This window comes from Actinoplanes flavus (genome assembly GCF_017592555.1).
Lineage (GTDB): Bacteria > Actinomycetota > Actinomycetes > Mycobacteriales > Micromonosporaceae > Actinoplanes > Actinoplanes flavus.
Genome location: NZ_JAGFNS010000007.1, coordinates 146391 through 163804 on the forward strand (window position 1 = coordinate 146391; position 17414 = coordinate 163804).

Below are 17414 nucleotides of genomic sequence, written 5' to 3' on the forward strand. Positions count from 1 at the left end.
CGGGGCGCACCTGGCCGCTCGGCCGCGCGGGCGGGCCGGTCTTCGGCGGGGGGGCGCGGGCCGGGTGACCGGCCCGCTCACTCCTTCTCCTGCCAGTTGCCGCGGGTGTCGGCCACCACGTACATGCCGGTGCTCTTCCCGGTGGCCAGGTCGAACGTGCACAGATAGGTGCGCAGCCCCTCGGCGTCCCGATCGCTCTCGGTCAGGCAGGTGACCGAGGTGAACCGGCCGACCGCGGCGGTGATCCGGCTGTCCGCGGCGAGGGTGTCCTGGAGCACCGTGGTGATCCGGTCCTCCCGGTAGGCGTGGTAGGCCGGAACGGCCACGGCGAAGGTCAGCGCCGCCCAGACGGCGGCGCCGCCCAGCACCGTCAACCCGTAGGCGATCCAGTAGGGCGAGCGCTCCCGGCCGTACCGGTGGGCCTGACCGGACCGCCGCAGCGCCGAGATGATGCCGAGCACGCTCAGGAAGAACGTCCAGCACACCACCGGCCGCCAGGACGGCGCCTCCGGGCGGCCCGCCGCGCGCACCTCCCCGGGGAAGCGGACGAGCAGCTGGCCGTGCTGGTGACCGGTCGGGTCGACCGGCGGGGCGGCCGGCGCCGGAACGGGATCCGGCGGTCGGGCCCACGCCGGAGCGGAGGGGTACCGCCCCGGCTCCGGTGGCGTCTGGACTGTCATGGTGCGGCGAACCTCTTCCCCTGGCGGCCGGATGCTTCTCCGGGCGCTCGGGATCATCGGCCACGGTCCGCCTGAGTTGAGGATTAGTTGTATTTCAGGTGCGGCGCTCAGCCGCCCGGGTTCACCGGCGGGTCGGTGACCGGCTCCGTCGTCGGTGTCGTCGGCGCCGTGGTCGTCGGGTCGGTCGTCGGCTCGGTCGTCGGGTCGGTCGTCGGGTCCGTGGGATCCGGTGACGACGACGACGCCGACGGCGAGGCCGACGACGGGCTGGCCGAACGGCTCGCCGGTGTCTTCTTCGTCTTGGTCGGCCGGGTGTTGGTCTCCGACGTCTCCACCACGGACGGGGAGTCCTCCGCGCTCGGCGGCGGCGGGAGGATCGGGTCGGCCTGGTTGCCCTGATTCTGCTTGCCGGTGCTGCCCGGGGCCGGCGGGTCGCCCTTGACCGCGAACGCCACGCCGATGCCGCCGGCCACCAGGAAGAGGGCCAGGATCGCGAACATCAGCAGACGCTGTGCCGGTGGCTGAGCCGGCTTGGCGCCCGGCCGGGAGAACGGGACCGGCGCCGGGACGGCACGCTGCATCGGCGCCGGCCGGGGCGCGGCCGGGCTGATCGGCGTGGTCGGGAACTGGCCGGTGCCCATCCGGGTGACCGGGAACTGCCCACTGCCCGACCGGGTGACCGGGAACTGCCCGCTGCCCATCCGGGCGGCCGGGCTGATCGGGGCGGCCAGCGTGGTGCCGGTGAGCCGTTTCCAGTCCATCGGCCCGGCCACGGCGAACGCCGCCTCGGCGAACTCGGCGGCGCTCTGGAACCGGTCGGCCGGCTGCTTCGCCATCGCCCGGGCGATCAGGTCGCGAACCTCGTACGGAACGTGGTCGGGCAGGGGCTCCGGATCGTCCTCCAGATGGCGCAGCGCCACCTGGAGAGCGTTGTCGCCGTCGAACGGCGGCACACCGGCGATGCAGTGGTAGGCCACCGCTCCCAGCGCGTAGATGTCGGTGGCCGGTGTCAGATTGCCCTTGGCCACCTGCTCCGGCGCCATGTAGAGGGCGGTGCCGACGATCGCGTTGAGACCGGTGACGCTGGTCATCGCGTTCGACCGGGCCACGCCGAAGTCGACCAGGATCACCGCGCCGGTCGGCTTCACGATCAGGTTGCCGGGCTTGACGTCGCGGTGGACGATCCCGTTCTCGTGGGCGGCGTGCAGCGCGTCGGCCGCCTGCGCCACGATCGACATGGTCTCGGCGACCCCGAGCGGGCCCTCCTTGACCCGGGCGGAGAGCGGCTCGCCCTCCACGAAGGCCATCACCAGATAGGCGACCTTCTCCGGGCCCTCGTAGTCGCCGTCGCTCGCGTAGTCGTAGACCTCGACCACGCCCGGGTGACGGAACGCCGCCATCATCCGGGCCTCGCCGTAGAAGCGGGCGGCGAACTCCGGGTCCTCCAGCATCGCGGTGCGCAGCACCTTGACCGCGACGGTCCGGCCCAGCACGACGTCGGTGCCGCGCCAGACGTCACCCATCCCGCCGGTGGCGACGCGTTCGTCCAACCGGTAGCGGTTGTCCAGGAGGTTTCCCGCGTTGAGCACCAGCGGACCTTATCTGTAGGAGTTCAAGCCGAATGCCGCTCAACTGTACAGAGCCGTGGCCTTCTGTGGGAGGTCGGCAAGGGCCTGCGAAAACGGCCCCGCCGGGTCACCTCTCGTCGTACGTCGGGGTGACCACGACCGCCGTTTCGGCCAGCTCGATCTCCTCGTTCTCGGCCTGCCGCTCCAGGGCGGCCCGCGCGGTGCCGGCCGCCACCCAGCCGACGGCGACGCCGACCAGGCCGATCGCGACGATCAGGCCCCAGGGGCGGGCCGGCCGCCGGCCGGCGAGGGCGCTCGCGGCCGCGTTGGCCCTGGCCCAGGCCTCGTCGGTGACATAGCTCACTCGGTCGCCGGCCCGCCCGGCCAGCTTCCGGCTCGTGCGCCCGGCACGGCCCGCGCTCTCCCCGGCCGTGGCCCACGCGCTCTGGAGATGCTCCCAGGCCTCGTCGGCGGTCTTCTCGGCCTGGTTCTTCCTCGAGAACATCGTCTGCACCTCCGGTTGCACGGTCTTCCCGGGTGAGCTTGCCCCCGATCAACTCTCCGCAAACGTCCGCTGTGGACGCCATCACGGTTCCAAAACGATTTGACGCGGCGCAGTAGGGTTGACCGGGTTCACACGGACCACTCAGGTGACTAACAGGTTCGGCGCCTAACCTTTCGGGCAGTTTCTACCGAACCTTTCGGGAGGAGTCCTGCCGCCCTGTCCAGGGTCGGCATGGCCGCCGCCCGCGTTTGAAGGAACAACGCCCGGATCGGCCGGGTGGGTGGAGGGAAGAGGCGTGACGCTGTCGATAACGACGTCGACGCTGGCCGACGGCGCGGTGGAGCTCTCCCCGCGAGGCGAGATCGATGTCGAGAACGCGTACGAGATCCGTGAGGCCGTGGCGGCTCAGCTGTCCTCCGGATCCCCTGCCCGGATCGAGCTCAACATGCGGCACGTGACCTTCATCGACTCGGTCGGCATCAGCGCCCTGGTGGCCGCGTTCCAGCTGGCCGCGGTCAGCGGGGTCAAGCTGGTGGTCACCCGGCCCAGCCGCTTCGCCCACCGGCAGCTGTGGGTCACCGGGCTGCTCGGCCTCTTCGGCAACCCGCAACCCTTCGACGAGACCGTCACCGCCTGACGCGCGCCGTGGCGCCCGCTCAGAAGGCGGGCGTCTGCACCTGGATGGCGCCGACGTTGATCCGGACGTCGGCCTCCGCGGGCGCCCGGATCGGGGTGACCACGGCGAAGTTCTCGGCGAGCGCGGCCAGGTCGGTTCCGGGGTCCGGGGTCTCCTCGGCGGCCTGCACGGCGGTCCGGACGTAGCCGTCACCCGCCTCGGCGATGCTCATCTGCACCTGGCCGAAACCCGCCAGGGTCGCCTGCCGTAGCCCACGGATGCCGTCCACGTGCAGGTCCGGGACGTTCAGGTTGAAGATCGTGCCGGGTGGGGTGTGCAGCAGCGAGGGCAGCAGGCGGACCGCGAGGTCGGCCGCGCTGCCCCAGTGGTGCTGCTCGTCGTCGAGGTGGTCGAGGGCGGCGATGGCGGCGCCGCCGCTGGCCGCGGTGGCCGCCGCCGGGGTCAGCACGTCGAGCGAGACGGCCAGGCCGTGCATCCCGGCGTGCGAGGCGGTGAGGCAGGCCCCGACCGTGCCGGAGTGCACCACCGCGGCGCCCGCGTTGGCGCCCCGGTTGATGCCGGAGAGCACGATGTCCGGCGCCGGCCCGAAGGCGTCGCGCAGCGCCAGCAGGACGATGTAGGCGGGGGAGGCGGCCACCCCGTACGCCGGGATGTTCTTGATCCCGGCGAGCTCGCGCGGCTCCGAGACGATCTTGCCATCCTTCACGACCGCGGTCATCGAGGCGCTGCTACCGCTGGACTCGCTCAGCGGCGCGGCCACCACCACGTCGTACCCGGCGTGTGCCACCGCGTGGGCCAGCCAGCGGATTCCGGGCGCCTCGATGCCGTCGTCGTTGGTGATCAGAATGCGCATTCGGGGTTGCTTGCCCGCTTGAGGGGTCATCATGCCTTCTCTATCGGGGTCAGCCGGACCCGCTCGGTGAGGACCCGGACCGCGTCCACGTGCCCGGTGCCGAGCCCGTGCCGGGTGACGTTCAGCGCCCCTGCCGCCGCCCCGGTACGTACAGCCTCCTCGATGTGGCCTCCGTGGGCCAGAGTGGCGGCGACCCCGGCCGTCATCGAGTCGCCGGCGCCCCGGTGTTCGGCCGGGGTCAGCCGGGGCAGCGCCACCGTGTAGATCTCCCCGTCGAAGAGGGCCAGCGCGCCCTCGTCGGCCCGGGAGACCAGTACCGTCTCGGCGCCGCTCTCGTGCAGCTGGATGAGGGCCTTCACCAGCGATCCGGTGCTGCCGTCGGGCGCCATCCCGTCGGCGATCAGCTCCTCGTGGCTGATCTTGAGGACGGTGATACCGGCCTCCAGCACCGCGGCCAGGTGGCGGCTGCACAGGTCGGCGATCACTTTGCAGCCGTTCGACCGCAGATCGGCGGCGAGGCGGCCGTACACCTCGGGTTTGATCACCGAGGGATGGGCCGGGCCGCTCAGGATGGCGATTCCGGCCCGCAGGCCCTCGGCGAGCGTGAGGTTGTACAGCTCGTCCAGCTCGTGCCGGGACAGCGGCGTGCCGGGCCGCTCGGCGATCTCCTGCCGGCTGCCGCCGCGCCGGTCGTGCACGTACCAGCCGCTGCCGTGCTCGCGCATGACCAGCCGCAGGGTGACGCCGGGCAGCGCCAGCAGTGGGGCCAGGACCCGGCCCACCTCGCCGCCGGCCGCCGCACAGAGCGTCACGCGGGCCCCGAGCGACGTGATCATCCGGGTCTGCCAGATGCCCTGGCCGCCCGGATGGACGTGCAGCTCGGGCTCGTCGTGGTGTTGCTCGATGGTCACCGTCAGCTGTGGGGCCGGCGCGAAGACCATGACTCGCCCGTCACTCATGTCTCGCATTGTTATCTTTCCGCGCATCCGGCGTGGCGGTTCGCAAAAAGTACAGATCAGGTTTAAAGCTCGAAGGTTTACCAGCTGACCGGCGTGCAGTCCCGTGCCGCCCCGGCCGGTTCGACCTGCAACGTGGCGTGGTCGATGTGGAAGTCCTCGTGCAGCGCCTGGCGTGCCTCGGTGAGCACCGTGCCCAGTTCCGCCTGCGGATCCAGCCGCAGGTGCGCGGAGGCCACGTCCATGCCCTCGGTGAGCGTCCAGACGTGCAGGTCGTGCACGTCGCAGACGCCCGGCACGGCGGCCAGCCGCTCCCGGACGCGGGCCACGTCCAGGTGCTCGGGGGCGGCCTGGACCAGGATCCGGACCGCCGAGCGGCCCAGGGCGAAGGTGCGCGGCAGGATCATGAGGGCCACCAGGACGGCGACGATCGGGTCCGCGTACGCCCACCCGGTGCGCCAGATGATCAGCGCCGCCACGATGACCCCGGCCGACCCGAGCAGATCGCCGAGCACCTCCAGGTACGCCCCGCGCACCCCGATGTTCTCCTTGGCCCCCGAGCGCAGCAGCGCGAACGCCACCAGGTTCGCCAGCAGGCCGCCCACCGCGACCACCAGCATCCAGCCGGCCGGCACGTGCGGCGGATCGGTGAACCGCTGCACCGCCTGCACCAGGACGAACCCGGCCACCACGGTGAGCAGCGCCGCGTTGGCGAGCGCGGCCAGCACCTCCAGCCGGTAGAGCCCGTAGGTGCGGCCCGAGTCGGTGCCGGCCCGGTGTGCGGCGGTGATCGCGGCCAGCGTCATCGCGATCGCCAGCACGTCGGTGAACATGTGACCGGCGTCGGAGAGCAGCGCCAGCGACCCGGTGATCCCGGCCGCGACCGCCTCGACGACCATGAAGACGGTCAGCAGCCCGGCCGCCCACCAGAGGCGCCGTCGATGCCCGGCCCCGCTGGTGAGCAGGTCCCGGGTTCCGTGGTCGTGGCCGGCTCCCATGTCGTTTACCCTCCGTCGTCCGGCAGGCCGCCGCTAATGTATGCGGACATTGCTATATGTGCAAACGGTTGTGGCTCCGGTGTCGTGCGATGAGAATCTTGATGACCCGTTCTGCATCGGAAAGGAAGTTTCGTGCTTCGACGTACCCTTGCGAACGTTCTCTGCCTCACCACGTGTGCCGTGACCGTAACCGCCGCACCCGCCTCGGCGGCCGTGACCAGGCCACTACCCAGCACAATCACCCTGCCGAGCGGTTTCCAGCCGGAGGGCATCGCGATCGGCGGGAAGCCCTACGCCTACTTCGGCTCCCGCGTCGACGGCGACATCTACCGCGCCGACCTGCGGACCGGAGAGGGCGCCGTGTTCAGCGAGGGCCCCGGGACCGCCTCGCTGGGCCTCAAGATCGACGACGGCCGGCTCTTCGTGGCCGGCGGGGCGGGCGGCGACGCCCGGATCATCGACCTGCGCACCGGCCGGGTTCTCCGGTCCTACCGGCTGCAACCGGCGGGCTCGAACACGTTCATCAACGACGTGATCGTCACCGACGAGGCCGCCTGGTTCACCGACTCGCGCAACCTCGTGCTGTTCAAGGTGCCCTTCGGCCGGCACGGCAGCCTGCCCGAGACGGCCACCGCGGTCCCGCTCACCGGCGACATCGAGCTGCTGACCGGCAACAACGCCAACGGCATCAGCGAGACGCCGGACGGCCGCGGCCTGATCATCGTGCAGTCCAACACCGGATTCCTGTTCCGGGTCTCCCCCTCCGGCGTCACGTCACGCATCGACGTCGGGGAGACGCTGCTCACCAACGGCGACGGCCTCTGGCTCCGCGGCCGCAGCCTCTACGTGGTGCGGAACCGGCTCAACCAGATCGCCGAGATCACGCTGAACCGGTCCGGGACCGCCGGAACCCTGGCGTCGGTGACCACCGACCCGGCCTTCGACGTGCCGACCACCATCGCCGAGTACCGCCAGCGCTTCTACCTGCCGAACGCCCGCTTCACCACCCCGCCGACCCCGGAGACCACCTACGACGCGGTCTCCGTGCCGATTCCCTAGCTCAGGGCAGCCAGCCGGGGTTCGTGCCGACCGTGGTCAGCCGCTGCGTCGCGCGGGACAGGGCCACGTAGAGGGTGCGGACCCCGGCCGGGTCGATAGCGATCTGCGCCGGCTCGACCAGCACGACGGCGTCGTACTCCATGCCCTTGGCCTCCAGCGCGGTCACCACCTGCACCCGCTCCGGCAGCCCGGCCACCCAGCCGGCCACCTCGTCGTGCCGCGGCACCGGCATGATCACGCCGATCGTGCCGTCCACCTCGGCGAGGTGCTTCTCGGTCAGCTCCCGGACCGCCTCCGGAAGACCGCCGGTGGTCACCGTCACATCGGCCGGTTCGACCCCGGTGCTGCGCACCGCGGAGGGCAACGGCAGATCCGGCATGATCGTACGGATGACGCGCGCCGCCACCTCGAAGATCTCCGACGAGTTCCGGTAGTTCGTGGTCAGCGCGTAGCTGTTGCGCTTGCGGGTGCCCAGTGCCCGATCGCGGGCCCGGTCCAGCTCCTCCGGGTCGCCGGACCACGCGGTCTGCGCCGGGTCGCCGACGATCGTCCAGGACGCGTACTGCCCGCGCCGCCCGATCATGCGCCACTGCATCGGCGTCACGTCCTGCGACTCGTCGACGACCACGTGCGCGAACTCCCGGTAGTCCTCCTCGCGCCGCACCTGCTGGGCGCGGGCCGCCGCCTGCCGGTCCGCGTACGTGCTGACCTCCTGGATCCCGTCCCGGACGTGGAACGGGTTCTTCGTCTTCCGCTGCGGCTGCCGGGGACGGCCCATCAGCTCGTCCAGCTCGTCCAGCAGCGCCACGTCGGAGATCGTCGGCCCGTGCTCGGCCAGCGCGTCGAACGAGCCCTGCAACGCGGCGATCTCGTCCCGGGAGAGGACACCGTTCGCGTACGCCCGGAGCCGTCCCGGGTCGGCCAGCCAGCGCAGCACCCGCATCGGCGTGAACCGCGGCCACCACGCCTTCAGGAACTCCCGGAAGTCGGTGCGGTCGGCCAGCTCCGACTCGAACTCCTTCTTCTCCGGCAGCCCGCTCACCCGCGCCTCCCGGGCCTGCGCCCAGAGCGCGTCGAAGACCCGGTCGAAGCCGTGCCCGCGGACCTCGTTGCGCCGCGCGCCCCGGGGCAGCGCCGAGCGCCGGATCCGGTCCAGTGCGTTCGCGTCCAGCCGGAGCAGCGTGCCGCGGTAGAGCAGGCGCAGCTCGGTCGGCGCCCCCGGCACCGCGTCGTGCGAGGCCCGCTCCAGCACCCGCCGCATCCGCAGCGAACCCTTGATCGCGGCCACCTCGCCGGAGTCGACCCGGGTGGCGTCGTAGCCGGGCACCAGCGAGCCGAGCGAGCGCAGCGTCGCCGTCTCCTCGCCGAGCGACGGCAGGACGGTCGCGATGTACTCCACGAAGACGCCGGACGGGCCCACCACCAGGATGCCGCCGCCGGCGAACCGGCTGCGGTCCGAGTACAGCAGGTAGGCCGCCCGGTGCAGGGCCACCGCGGTCTTCCCGGTGCCCGGTCCGCCGGTCACGATCGTCACACCGGAGGCGGGGGAGCGGATCGCCTCGTCCTGCTCGCGCTGGATGGTGGCGACGATGTCCCGCATCCCGCGGCCGGTCGCCTTCGCCAGGCTGGCCAGCAGCGCGCCGTCACCGACCACACGCATCCCGTCGGGGGCCGCGTCCGGGTCGAGGAGGTCGTCCTCGATGCCGATGACCCGCTCCCGGCTGGACTGGATCATGCGGCGGCGGACCACGCCGAGCGGCTCGGCCGCGGTGGCCCGGTAGAACGCCGCGGCGGCCGGCGCCCGCCAGTCCACCACCAGCGGTTTCGAGCCGTCGTCGCGGATGCCCATCCGGCCCACGTAGTGGGTGGCGCCGGTCTTGAGGTCGAGGCGGCCGAAGACGAGGCCCTCGTACTCCGTGTCGAGGGCGTGCCGGCGGCGGGCCGCGTGGAAGACCATCGCGTCGCGCTCCACCAGCGCCCCGAAGGTGCCCACCCCGGCCAGGCGGTAGCCCTCCTTCTCGGCGCGGGAGGCGTCCCGGCGCAGTTCGGCGAGGCGGGCGTAGACGCGGTCCACGTGCTGCTGCTCGACCGCGATCTCCTGTTGCAGGACGGTGGTGTCGCTCAAGTCCGCTGTTCTCCCTCTCGTGGCGCACCACCAAAGCGCGCTCGGCGCGAAGGGGGCAATCGAACTTACTCCCACGCCCCGGTCCGCGTCGAACGAGCCCGGCGGTCACCCCGTGGTCGGAACTTTTTAGGATCCTCGCCGAAACCCCACGAGATGTGCATTTCCGAAGGAAACGATCGGGGCGCCGACTACGCCGCCCGGGAGCAGCGGCTCGGGCGGGTCAGCGCGCGACGGGCCCGCTTGGCGTCCCGGGCGGCCCGGCGGACGATCGCGACCAGCGCCTCCGACACCTCCTCCGGCCGTTCCAGCGGCAGCATGTGCCCGGCCCCGGGCAGCACGGTCAGCTCGGCCCCGGTGAGCGCCCCGGCGATCGACTCGGCGCAGGCCGGCGGGGTGAGCCGGTCCCGGTCGCCGACCAGCACGGTGGCCGGCATCCCGCTCAGCTCGGCCAGCGTGTCCAGTCGCAGCTGGGCGCCGACCGACTCCCGGAAGCCGCCGATCGACCGCAGCGGCGCCCGGCCCAGGCTGCGCATGGTCAGCAGCATGGCCTCCTCGGCGCAGTCGTCACCGAAGAGCAGCCAGCGCAGGGCCGGCCGCAGGGCGGGCAGCACGGCCCGGTGCGGGCGCCAGGTGCCGGAACGGGCGAGCAGCCCCGCCCCGAAGGTCTCTCCGGCCCGCAGCAGGTTGGCCAGGCTGCCGGGCAGCCCGTACCGGGTGTGGGTGTGGCCCTCGGCGGTGGTCGAGACCAGGAGCAGGCCGGCCACCCGCGCGGCGAACTCGCCGGGATGGCGGTGGGCGTACTCCATGATCGTCATCCCGCCCATCGAATGCCCGGCCAGTACGACCGGGCCGGTTGGCGCGCAACGGCGGATCACCTCCGCCATGTCGTCGCCGAGCCGGGCCAGTGTGGCCTCGCCCAACCGGGTGGCGCCGGACCGGCCGTGGCCGCGGCTGTCGAAGGCGATCACCCGGGGCGCCTTGCGGCCCATTCCGGCGAGAGCGGTGATCTGGTGTTGCCAGGTCCGGCGGTCGAGGCACCAGCCATGCGCCAGCACCACGGTGACCTGGGCGTCCTGGGGGCCGGAGATCGACACATGCAGCCGGACGCCGTCGGCCGTGGTGATCTCGGAACGCGTCTGCATGGGCACCTCCGTGATGTTCACGGTCCCCGTGTACCCACGGGTAATAAGCATCACTCGTGATCACCACGATTGCCAGCTTGTTTCGATCCAATTTCCGGCTGATGGGGGCCGGAAGCCTCTGGACCGTGAGTTAGCTCGCAAACACTGTTGCGAGCGGCCGGGCCGACCAGAATCTCCACTATGACGGCCACTCGCGATGCCCAGGTCAGCACGCCCGCAGCCGCCTTGAGCGAGCTCATCTCAGGCAACAAACGTTTCGTCTACGGACACCCCCGCTACGGCCACGACGTCGCCCAGGCGGCGGCCACCGCGCAGGGGCAGAAGCCGCACTCGCTGGTGTTCGGGTGCATCGACTCCCGGGTGCCCCTGGAGGCGATCTTCGACCAGTCGTTCGGCTCGATCTGCGTGGCCCGTTCGGGGGCGCACGTGCTGGACCGCTCGCTGATCGGCTCGATCAACTTCGCGGTGGCCGAGCTGGGCGTCTCGCTGATCCTGGTGGTCGGGCACAAACGCTGCGGCGCGGTGCACGCCACCGTGCAGGCGCTGCGGGACGGCGCCACCCCGGGCAGCGACTCGGGGTCGGTCGGCTATCTGGTGGACGAGCTGGCGCCGGCCGTGCAGGAGGTGGGCCTGGACGGCGAGGGCGCCGAGGAGAAGGCGGTCCGCAAGCACGTCGGGCGCACGGTGGAGCGGCTGCGCGAGAACCCGGGTCTGGCCGAAGAGATCGCCGCCGGCCGGGTCCGGGTGGTCGGCGCCGTCTACGACCTGGACAGCGGCTGGGTCGAATTCCTCGACTGATCTTGTGCTGATCATGCGAAAAGGCGCCTCCCGGGAAAACCGGGAGGCGCCTTCTCGTGTGCTTGCTCAGCCCTCGAAGACGCCGGCGTCCACGAGCCGCTTCTCGGTGTCGGCCCAGCCGTGGTCCGGGTTCACGGTGTGCAGGCTGGTCAGTTCGGCGCGGATCTTGGCGCCGTGACCGGCGGCCGCCAGCACCCGGATCTCCTCGACGAACGCGTCCGAGTCGGTCTGCAGGTGCGTGGTCTTGCCGTTGGTCAGGTTGCGCACATACGCGAAGCGGCCGTTGGCGAGCGGGATGAGGTACTTGTACTCACCGAGCACGCTGAGGGCGCCACCGCTGCCCTGGCCGGCGCGGACTGATGCGCGGGCGGTCTTTGAAGTGTTGCTCGCCACGGCGGTACTCCTTGAAGGAAAGCTGTAAAGGCAGAAAAAAGGCCGTGGCAACTCTACACGACGGCCCCGGAACCATACCGTCGGAGCAGGTAACAGCGTTGGGCAGGGTATGCCACTACGGCCGCTCCCATAGTCGATGTTGTGGATTCTCTGGCGCACCATCCGTACCACCCGGCATCATGGGACACGATCAACCGCGGTCGAGGTCGTAGGGGAAGACGCACCTCGGTCTCCGGGAGGTCACCGTGCCAACGTGTGGCGTCGTATACGTCCACTCGACCCCACTCGCCGTGTGCCAGCATGTCGAGTGGGCGATCGCGCGCGTCCTGACCGCGCCGGTCAATCTGCAATGGACCGTGCAACCGGTCGATCCGAGCATGCGCCGAGCCGAGTGCAGCTGGACCGGCCGAGCCGGTACTGGCGCCGAGCTGGCTGCTGCCCTGCGGCAGTGGCCCATGATCCGATTCGAGGTCACCGAGGAACCCAGCCCGGGTGTCGACGGGGAGCGGTTCATGCACGTTCCCGGCCGTGGGCTGTTCCACGGGGTCATGGGCGCTTCGGGCGACATCCAGATCGGTGAGGACCGGCTGCGCGCCATCATGTCCTCGGTCCGTGCGCCCGAGGCGCTGTCGCATGCGCTGGAGAAGGCGCTGGGCACCGCGTGGGACGTCGAACTGGAGCCCTACCGCTACGCCGGTGACGGCGCGCCGGTGACCCTGCTCACCCGGGTCGGCTGACCGCTGTCCCCGATGATCAGGGCAAAACTCCCTGAACCATGCTCAAAACCCGGGTGGGGTCAAGTAGCGACCTTTGCCGTGAACTGGTTCGATGGCGATCGTGAAGAGTCTGTCGCGTGCCCTCGCCGTACCTCTGCTCCTTCTTCTCGGAGCATGTGGCGACGAGCCGGCCCCGGCCCCGGCCGCGACGAGATCCGCCCCGCCGGTGGTGAGCGTCCCGCCGTCGGCCGGCGGCGACCCGGCCACGCGGGCCGCCGAGGTGGTCGCCCGGCTCAGTGACGAGGACCTGGCCGGGCAGGTGCTGATGCCCTACGCCTACGGCGGCTCGGCCACCACGGTCGATCCGGACAACGCGAAGGCCAACCAGGGCCTGGCCGGCGTGGACACCCCGGCCGAGATGATCACGAAGTACCGGCTCGGCGGCCTCATCCTGGTCGGATTCACCGTGGACGACCCGACCAGCAAGACCAACCCCACCACCAACGTGGAGAACCCCGCGCAGGTCCGCGAGCTCACCGCCGGACTCCAGCAGGCGGCCGGGAAACTGCCCGCCACGGCGCCGCTGATGATCGGCATGGACCAGGAGTACGGCGTCGTCACCCGGGTCGCCGACGGGGTCACCATGCTGCCGTCCGCGCTGGCGTTCGGCGCCGCCCGGAAACCGGCCCTCACCGAGGCCGCCTGGCACGCCGCCGGCGAGGAACTCGCCGCGATGGGCGTCACCGTCGACTTCGCCCCGGTCGCCGACACGCTGAACAGCGGCGGCGGAGGCGTGATCGGATCACGCTCGTTCGGCAGCGACCCCCGGGTGAACGCCGGACAGGTCGCCGCCGCCGTCCGCGGCCTCCAGTCGGCCGGCGTCGCCGCGACGCTCAAACACTTCCCGGGGCACGGTCACACCACCGCCGACAGCCACAGCGAGCTGCCGCTGATCGGCCAGAGCCGCAGGACGTGGGAGACGCAGGACCTGCCGCCGTTCCGCTCCGGCATCGAGGCGGGCGCCGGCCTGGTCATGTCCGGCCACCTGAACCTGTCCTCGGTCGACAAGGGCGTCCCGGCCACCTTCTCCCACAAGATCATGACCGAGGTGCTCCGCGGGCAGCTCAAGTTCACCGGGGTGGCCGTCACCGACGCCATGAACATGGCCCCCGCCAAGCAGTGGCCGGCCGGCGAGGCGGCCGTGCGGGCCCTCAACGCCGGCAACGACATGCTGCTCATGCCGCCGGACATCGGCGCGGCCCGGGACGGCATCCTGGCCGGCCTGCAGACCGGCGCCCTCAAACGGGAACGCCTCACCGAAGCGGTCACCCGCATCCTCACCCTCAAGTTCACGACCGCGCTCACCCCGCAGCCCGACCTCGCGGTGATCGGCTCCGCGGCACACGAGAAGGCCGTCGCCGCCGCCGACGCCGCCGCTGTCACGATCCTGCGTGGCCGCTGCGCCGGGCCGCTGACCACCGGGCCCGTCTCGGTCACCGCCCCGGCCGCCCGCGAGGTCGCCCGGGTCAACCTGGTCAAGGCCCTCCAGACGGCCGGCGTCCCGGTCCAGACGTCCGGCGGCACGGTCATCCACCTGGCCGGCTACGGCGACGAACGCGTCGACCTCAACGACCGGGCGGCGATCACCGTGATGATGGACTCACCCGGCCTGCTCGCGTCGGCCACCTCGCCGACACTGATCGCCACGTACTCGTCGAGCCGCCTCTCCATGGAGGCGCTCGCCGCGGTGATCGCCGGAAAGGCCGCGGCGCCGGGCCGGTCACCCATCGCGGTCGGCAAGCTCCCCCGGAGTGCCTGCGCCGCATAACCCCTCTCCGGTACGGGCGACTCCGCCCACCGCCGAGATTCCCCGTCCCGCCCGCTCCACGCGAGCGGGCTGCGGGGTTGCGCCCGTGCCGCGCCCGGTGGGCGCGGCACAGGCTGGAGCCGGCAGATGCTCGCGTGGCGCCACGGGACGGTCGCACGAGGGCGGGGCGGCGTCGCGCGTACCGGAAATGGGGTGTTTCAGAGGGGGATGCTGCCGTGGGGGCCCCGGCCGGCGGGGGCGGCGGCCAGGGCCAGCGCTATGCGGCGGCGGGTGTGTGCGGGGGGTATGACCGCGTCGACCACGCCGATCTCGACCGCTCGGTCGATGCCGCCGGTCTGGGCCGATTCGTGGGTGGCCAGCTGGCCGCGGAGGTGGGCGCGGCGGCCGGGTGGGGTGGCGGCCAGGCGTTTGCGGTGCAGGACGTCGACCGCGGCTTCGGGAGTGAGGGCCGCGACCTCGGCGGTGGGCCAGGCGAAGACGGCGGTGGCGCCGAGGGCGCGGGAGTTCATGGCGATGTACGAGCCGCCGTAGGCCCGGCGGGTGACCAGGGTGACGCGGGGCACCACCGCGTCGGCGAAGGCGTGCAGCAGCTTGGCGCCGCGGCGGACCACGCCGTCCCCGTCGTGGCCGGGGCCGGGCAGGTAGCCGGGAGTGTCGGCCAGGACGATCAGCGGGACGGCCAGGGCGTCGCACATCCGGACGAAGCGGGCGGCCTTCTCGGCGGCGCCGGCGTCCAGGGAGCCGTCGAGGACCAGGGGGTTGTTGGCCACCACGCCGACCGTGCGGCCGGCGAACCGGCCGAGGACGGTGACGATGTTCGGCGCCCAGTCGGCGTGCAATTCCGTGCCGGTGGCGTCGAGCAGGGCCTGGACCAGCGGTTTCACGTCGTAGGGCAGGTTCGGGCCGGACGGCAGGAGAGCGTCCGGGGAACCGCCGGCACGACTGCCGAGGGGCACGTCGTCGGGGGAGAGGCGGCCCTGGCGGCCCAGCAGGAGGACCATCTCGCGGGTCCGGGCCAGGGCTTCGGCGTCGTTCGCGGCGGTGAGGTGGACGACCTCGGAGCCGGCGGCGCCGGACGGGCCGGACGAGGCGCCGGACGGGTCGGAGCGGGCGGCGACGGACGCGCTGGACGGGCCGTCGCCGGACGGGGCGGACGAGGCGGCGCCGGACGGGTCGGAGCGGGCGGCGCCGGACGGGGCGTCGCCGGTCACGAAGACCCGGCCCGCCCGGCTCGCGATCACGATGTCGGTGAGGGCGGGGCCGTACGCGGCGCTGCCGAGCGCCGGGCCGAGCACCGCGGAGATCTGTGGCACCCGGCCGGACGCCCGGACCATGGCCGCGAAGACCTGGCCGGCGCCGTCCAGCGCGACCACGCCCTCGGCCAGGCGGGCGCCGCCGGAGTGCCAGAGGCCGGCGACCGGGACGCGGTCGCGGACCGCGGTGTCGATCGCCGTGACGATGCGCCGGCAGCCGTCCAGGCCCAGTGCGCCGCCCATCCGGGTGGCGTCGGTGGCGAAGGCGACCGCCGGTGTCCCGTCGACCTGGCCGCGCCCGTACAGCACGCCCGAGTCGTCCCTCGCCGCCAGCAGCCGAAGCGTGCCGCGGTCGAAGAGCGCCTTGAGCCGTTGTTCCGGATCGCGGTGGTCGACGGGATCGGGTTGACCGGAGGGGATCAGCGTCAGGCCTTGGTGAAGATCAGTGCCACGTTGTGGCCGCCGAAGCCGAACGAGTTGTTCATCGCCGCGCGGATGTCCGCGGATCGCGCCTTGTGGGCCGCGACCTCCAGGTCGAGGCGCTCGTCGGGTTCGTCGAGGTTGATCGTCGGAGGGATGATGCCGTCCCGGAGGGCCAGGATGGTGGCGATCGACTCGAGCGCGCCGGCCGCGCCGAGCAGATGGCCGGACATCGACTTGGTCGACGTCAGGATGGGGTGCGTCCCGACGGATGCCTTGATGCCCTTGATCTCGCCCATGTCGCCGACCGGGGTCGAGGTGGCGTGGGCGTTCACGTGGTGGATGTCGGCTCCGGTCAGCCCGGCGTCCTGGATGGCCATCCGCATGGCGCGGATGCCGCCCCGGCACTCCGGGTCGGGCTGGACGATGTCGTACCCGTCGGAGGTGATGCCGGCGCCGGCGAGCCGTGCGTAGATCCGGGCGCCACGGGCCGCGGCGTGATCGGCCCGCTCCAGGATCAGCGCGCCCGCGCCCTCACCGAGGACGAAGCCGTCCCGGTTCTTGTCCCACGGGCGGGACGCCTTCTCCGGCTCGTCGTTGCGGGTCGACATGGCCCGCATCGAGGCGAAACCGGCGAGCGGCAGCGGGTGCACCACGGCCTCGGTGCTGCCGGCCACCACCACGTCGGCCCGGCCGGCGCGGATCAGGTCGAGCCCGAGCGCGACCGCCTCGGCGCCGGTGGCGCAGGCGCTCGCCATGGCCCGGACACCGGCGCGGGCGCCGAGTTCCAGACCGATGTACGCGGCGGGGCCGTTCGGCATGAGCATCGGCACGGTGTGCGGGCTGACCCGCCGCGGCCCCGACTTCTCCAGGATGTCGTCCTGGTCGAGGGTGGTGATCGCACCCCCTATGCCGGTGCCGTAGCTGACCGCGAGCCGTTCCGGGTCGAGCCCCGAGTCGGCCAGGCCGGAGTCGGCCCAGGCCTCCTTCGCCGCGATCAGTGCCATCGCCTCGGCCCGGTCCATCCGGCGCAGCTTGACCCGCTCGATGACCTCGATGGGTTCGACGGCGAGCTGGGCGGCGATGCGGACCGGGAGTTGACCGGCCCACTCCTGGGTGAGCGGAGTCACCCCGGAGCGGCCGGCGAGCATTGCGTCCCAGGTGGACGCGACGTCCCCGCCCAGCGGGGTCGTCGCGCCGAGCCCGGTGACGACGACGTCTACGGTGCTCATGTCAGTGGTTCGCCTCGATGTAGCTGACGGCGTCGCCGACGGTCTTGAGGTTCTGGACCTCGTTGTCGGGGATCTTGACGCCGAACTTCTCCTCGGCGGCCACCACGACCTCGACCATGGACAGCGAGTCGACGTCCAGGTCGTCGGTGAAGGACTTCTCCTCGGCGACGTCGTCCGGGTTCACCCCGGCGACCTCCTCGAGGATCTCGGCGAGGCCGGAGGTGATCTCTGTGCGAGTTGCCATTTCGGAT

The 17414-nt window shown here is 72.1% G+C and carries 17 protein-coding genes; 5 read left to right on the forward strand and 12 right to left on the reverse strand.

All coding sequences use genetic code 11. The annotated features are described in order from the left end of the window. Positions 1-77: 77 nt before the first annotated feature. The 3 genes from J5X75_RS12645 to J5X75_RS12655 all read right to left on the reverse strand — a co-directional run bounded on the left by J5X75_RS12645 (position 78) and on the right by J5X75_RS12655 (position 2753). On the reverse strand, positions 78-680 hold the full coding sequence (locus J5X75_RS12645; RefSeq protein ID WP_208467538.1) for a hypothetical protein: 603 nt from the start codon (positions 678-680) through the stop codon (positions 78-80). Between the two features lie 107 nt (positions 681-787). Beyond that, positions 788-2269, reverse strand: a complete 1482-nt coding sequence (locus tag J5X75_RS12650) for a serine/threonine-protein kinase (protein WP_208467539.1) — start codon at positions 2267-2269, stop codon at positions 788-790. Positions 2270-2375: 106 nt separating this feature from the next. After that, positions 2376-2753, reverse strand: coding sequence for a hypothetical protein (locus J5X75_RS12655; RefSeq protein ID WP_208467540.1), 378 nt, complete (start codon positions 2751-2753; stop codon positions 2376-2378). Between the two features lie 295 nt (positions 2754-3048). On the opposite strand from J5X75_RS12655, the gene J5X75_RS12660 reads away from it, so the two are divergent. Then, positions 3049-3390, forward strand: a complete 342-nt coding sequence (locus J5X75_RS12660) for an STAS domain-containing protein (RefSeq protein WP_208467541.1) — start codon at positions 3049-3051, stop codon at positions 3388-3390. A 19-nt stretch (positions 3391-3409) separates the two neighbouring features. Here J5X75_RS12660 and surE read toward each other — a convergent pair whose 3' ends face one another. From surE to J5X75_RS12675, 3 genes are all read right to left on the reverse strand, one after another. Further along, positions 3410-4243, reverse strand: a complete 834-nt coding sequence (gene surE / locus J5X75_RS12665) for a 5'/3'-nucleotidase SurE (protein ID WP_238487762.1) — start codon at positions 4241-4243, stop codon at positions 3410-3412. A gap of 29 nt (positions 4244-4272) precedes the next feature. Next, positions 4273-5211, reverse strand: coding sequence for a 1-phosphofructokinase family hexose kinase (locus tag J5X75_RS12670; protein WP_238487763.1), 939 nt, complete (start codon positions 5209-5211; stop codon positions 4273-4275). Positions 5212-5279: 68 nt separating this feature from the next. Next, complete coding sequence (locus J5X75_RS12675) at positions 5280-6197, reverse strand: cation diffusion facilitator family transporter (RefSeq protein ID WP_208467543.1); 918 nt, start codon at positions 6195-6197, stop codon at positions 5280-5282. 180 nt (positions 6198-6377) lie between these two features. On the opposite strand from J5X75_RS12675, the gene J5X75_RS12680 reads away from it, so the two are divergent. Next, complete coding sequence (locus J5X75_RS12680; protein WP_307798050.1) at positions 6378-7256, forward strand: SMP-30/gluconolactonase/LRE family protein; 879 nt, start codon at positions 6378-6380, stop codon at positions 7254-7256. Position 7257: 1 nt separating this feature from the next. Here the strand turns inward: J5X75_RS12680 and J5X75_RS12685 are convergent, their stop codons facing one another. Together J5X75_RS12685 and J5X75_RS12690 are read right to left on the reverse strand one after the other, a co-directional pair. Then, positions 7258-9381, reverse strand: a complete 2124-nt coding sequence (locus J5X75_RS12685) for a HelD family protein (RefSeq protein WP_208467545.1) — start codon at positions 9379-9381, stop codon at positions 7258-7260. Positions 9382-9569: 188 nt separating this feature from the next. After that, the gene (locus J5X75_RS12690; protein ID WP_208467546.1) at positions 9570-10523 is read right to left on the reverse strand and encodes an alpha/beta fold hydrolase; all 954 of its coding nucleotides are present in this window, start codon (positions 10521-10523) and stop codon (positions 9570-9572) included. Positions 10524-10703: 180 nt separating this feature from the next. On the opposite strand from J5X75_RS12690, the gene J5X75_RS12695 reads away from it, so the two are divergent. Further along, positions 10704-11321, forward strand: coding sequence for a carbonic anhydrase (locus J5X75_RS12695; RefSeq protein ID WP_208467547.1), 618 nt, complete (start codon positions 10704-10706; stop codon positions 11319-11321). A 66-nt stretch (positions 11322-11387) separates the two neighbouring features. Here the strand turns inward: J5X75_RS12695 and J5X75_RS12700 are convergent, their stop codons facing one another. Beyond that, positions 11388-11714, reverse strand: coding sequence for a hypothetical protein (locus J5X75_RS12700; protein ID WP_208467548.1), 327 nt, complete (start codon positions 11712-11714; stop codon positions 11388-11390). A gap of 245 nt (positions 11715-11959) precedes the next feature. On the opposite strand from J5X75_RS12700, the gene J5X75_RS12705 reads away from it, so the two are divergent. Further along, entirely contained in the window at positions 11960-12451 is a 492-nt protein-coding gene (locus J5X75_RS12705) for a DUF3145 domain-containing protein (RefSeq protein ID WP_093611019.1), read from the forward strand. A gap of 91 nt (positions 12452-12542) precedes the next feature. Then, positions 12543-14258, forward strand: coding sequence for a glycoside hydrolase family 3 protein (locus tag J5X75_RS12710; RefSeq protein ID WP_208467549.1), 1716 nt, complete (start codon positions 12543-12545; stop codon positions 14256-14258). A 197-nt stretch (positions 14259-14455) separates the two neighbouring features. Here the strand turns inward: J5X75_RS12710 and J5X75_RS12715 are convergent, their stop codons facing one another. The 3 genes from J5X75_RS12715 to J5X75_RS12725 are packed head-to-tail and all read right to left on the reverse strand — an operon-like array spanning position 14456 to position 17407. Beyond that, the gene (locus J5X75_RS12715) at positions 14456-15940 is read right to left on the reverse strand and encodes a carboxyl transferase domain-containing protein (protein ID WP_208467697.1); all 1485 of its coding nucleotides are present in this window, start codon (positions 15938-15940) and stop codon (positions 14456-14458) included. Further along, positions 15937-17163: a beta-ketoacyl-ACP synthase II gene (fabF, locus tag J5X75_RS12720; RefSeq protein WP_208467550.1), complete on the reverse strand. Its 1227-nt coding sequence runs from the start codon at positions 17161-17163 to the stop codon at positions 15937-15939. Before fabF ends, J5X75_RS12715 begins: the two co-directional genes overlap by 4 nt. A 1-nt stretch (position 17164) precedes the next feature. After that, complete coding sequence (locus J5X75_RS12725; RefSeq protein WP_183226129.1) at positions 17165-17407, reverse strand: acyl carrier protein; 243 nt, start codon at positions 17405-17407, stop codon at positions 17165-17167. Between the last annotated feature and the right edge of the window lie 7 nt (positions 17408-17414).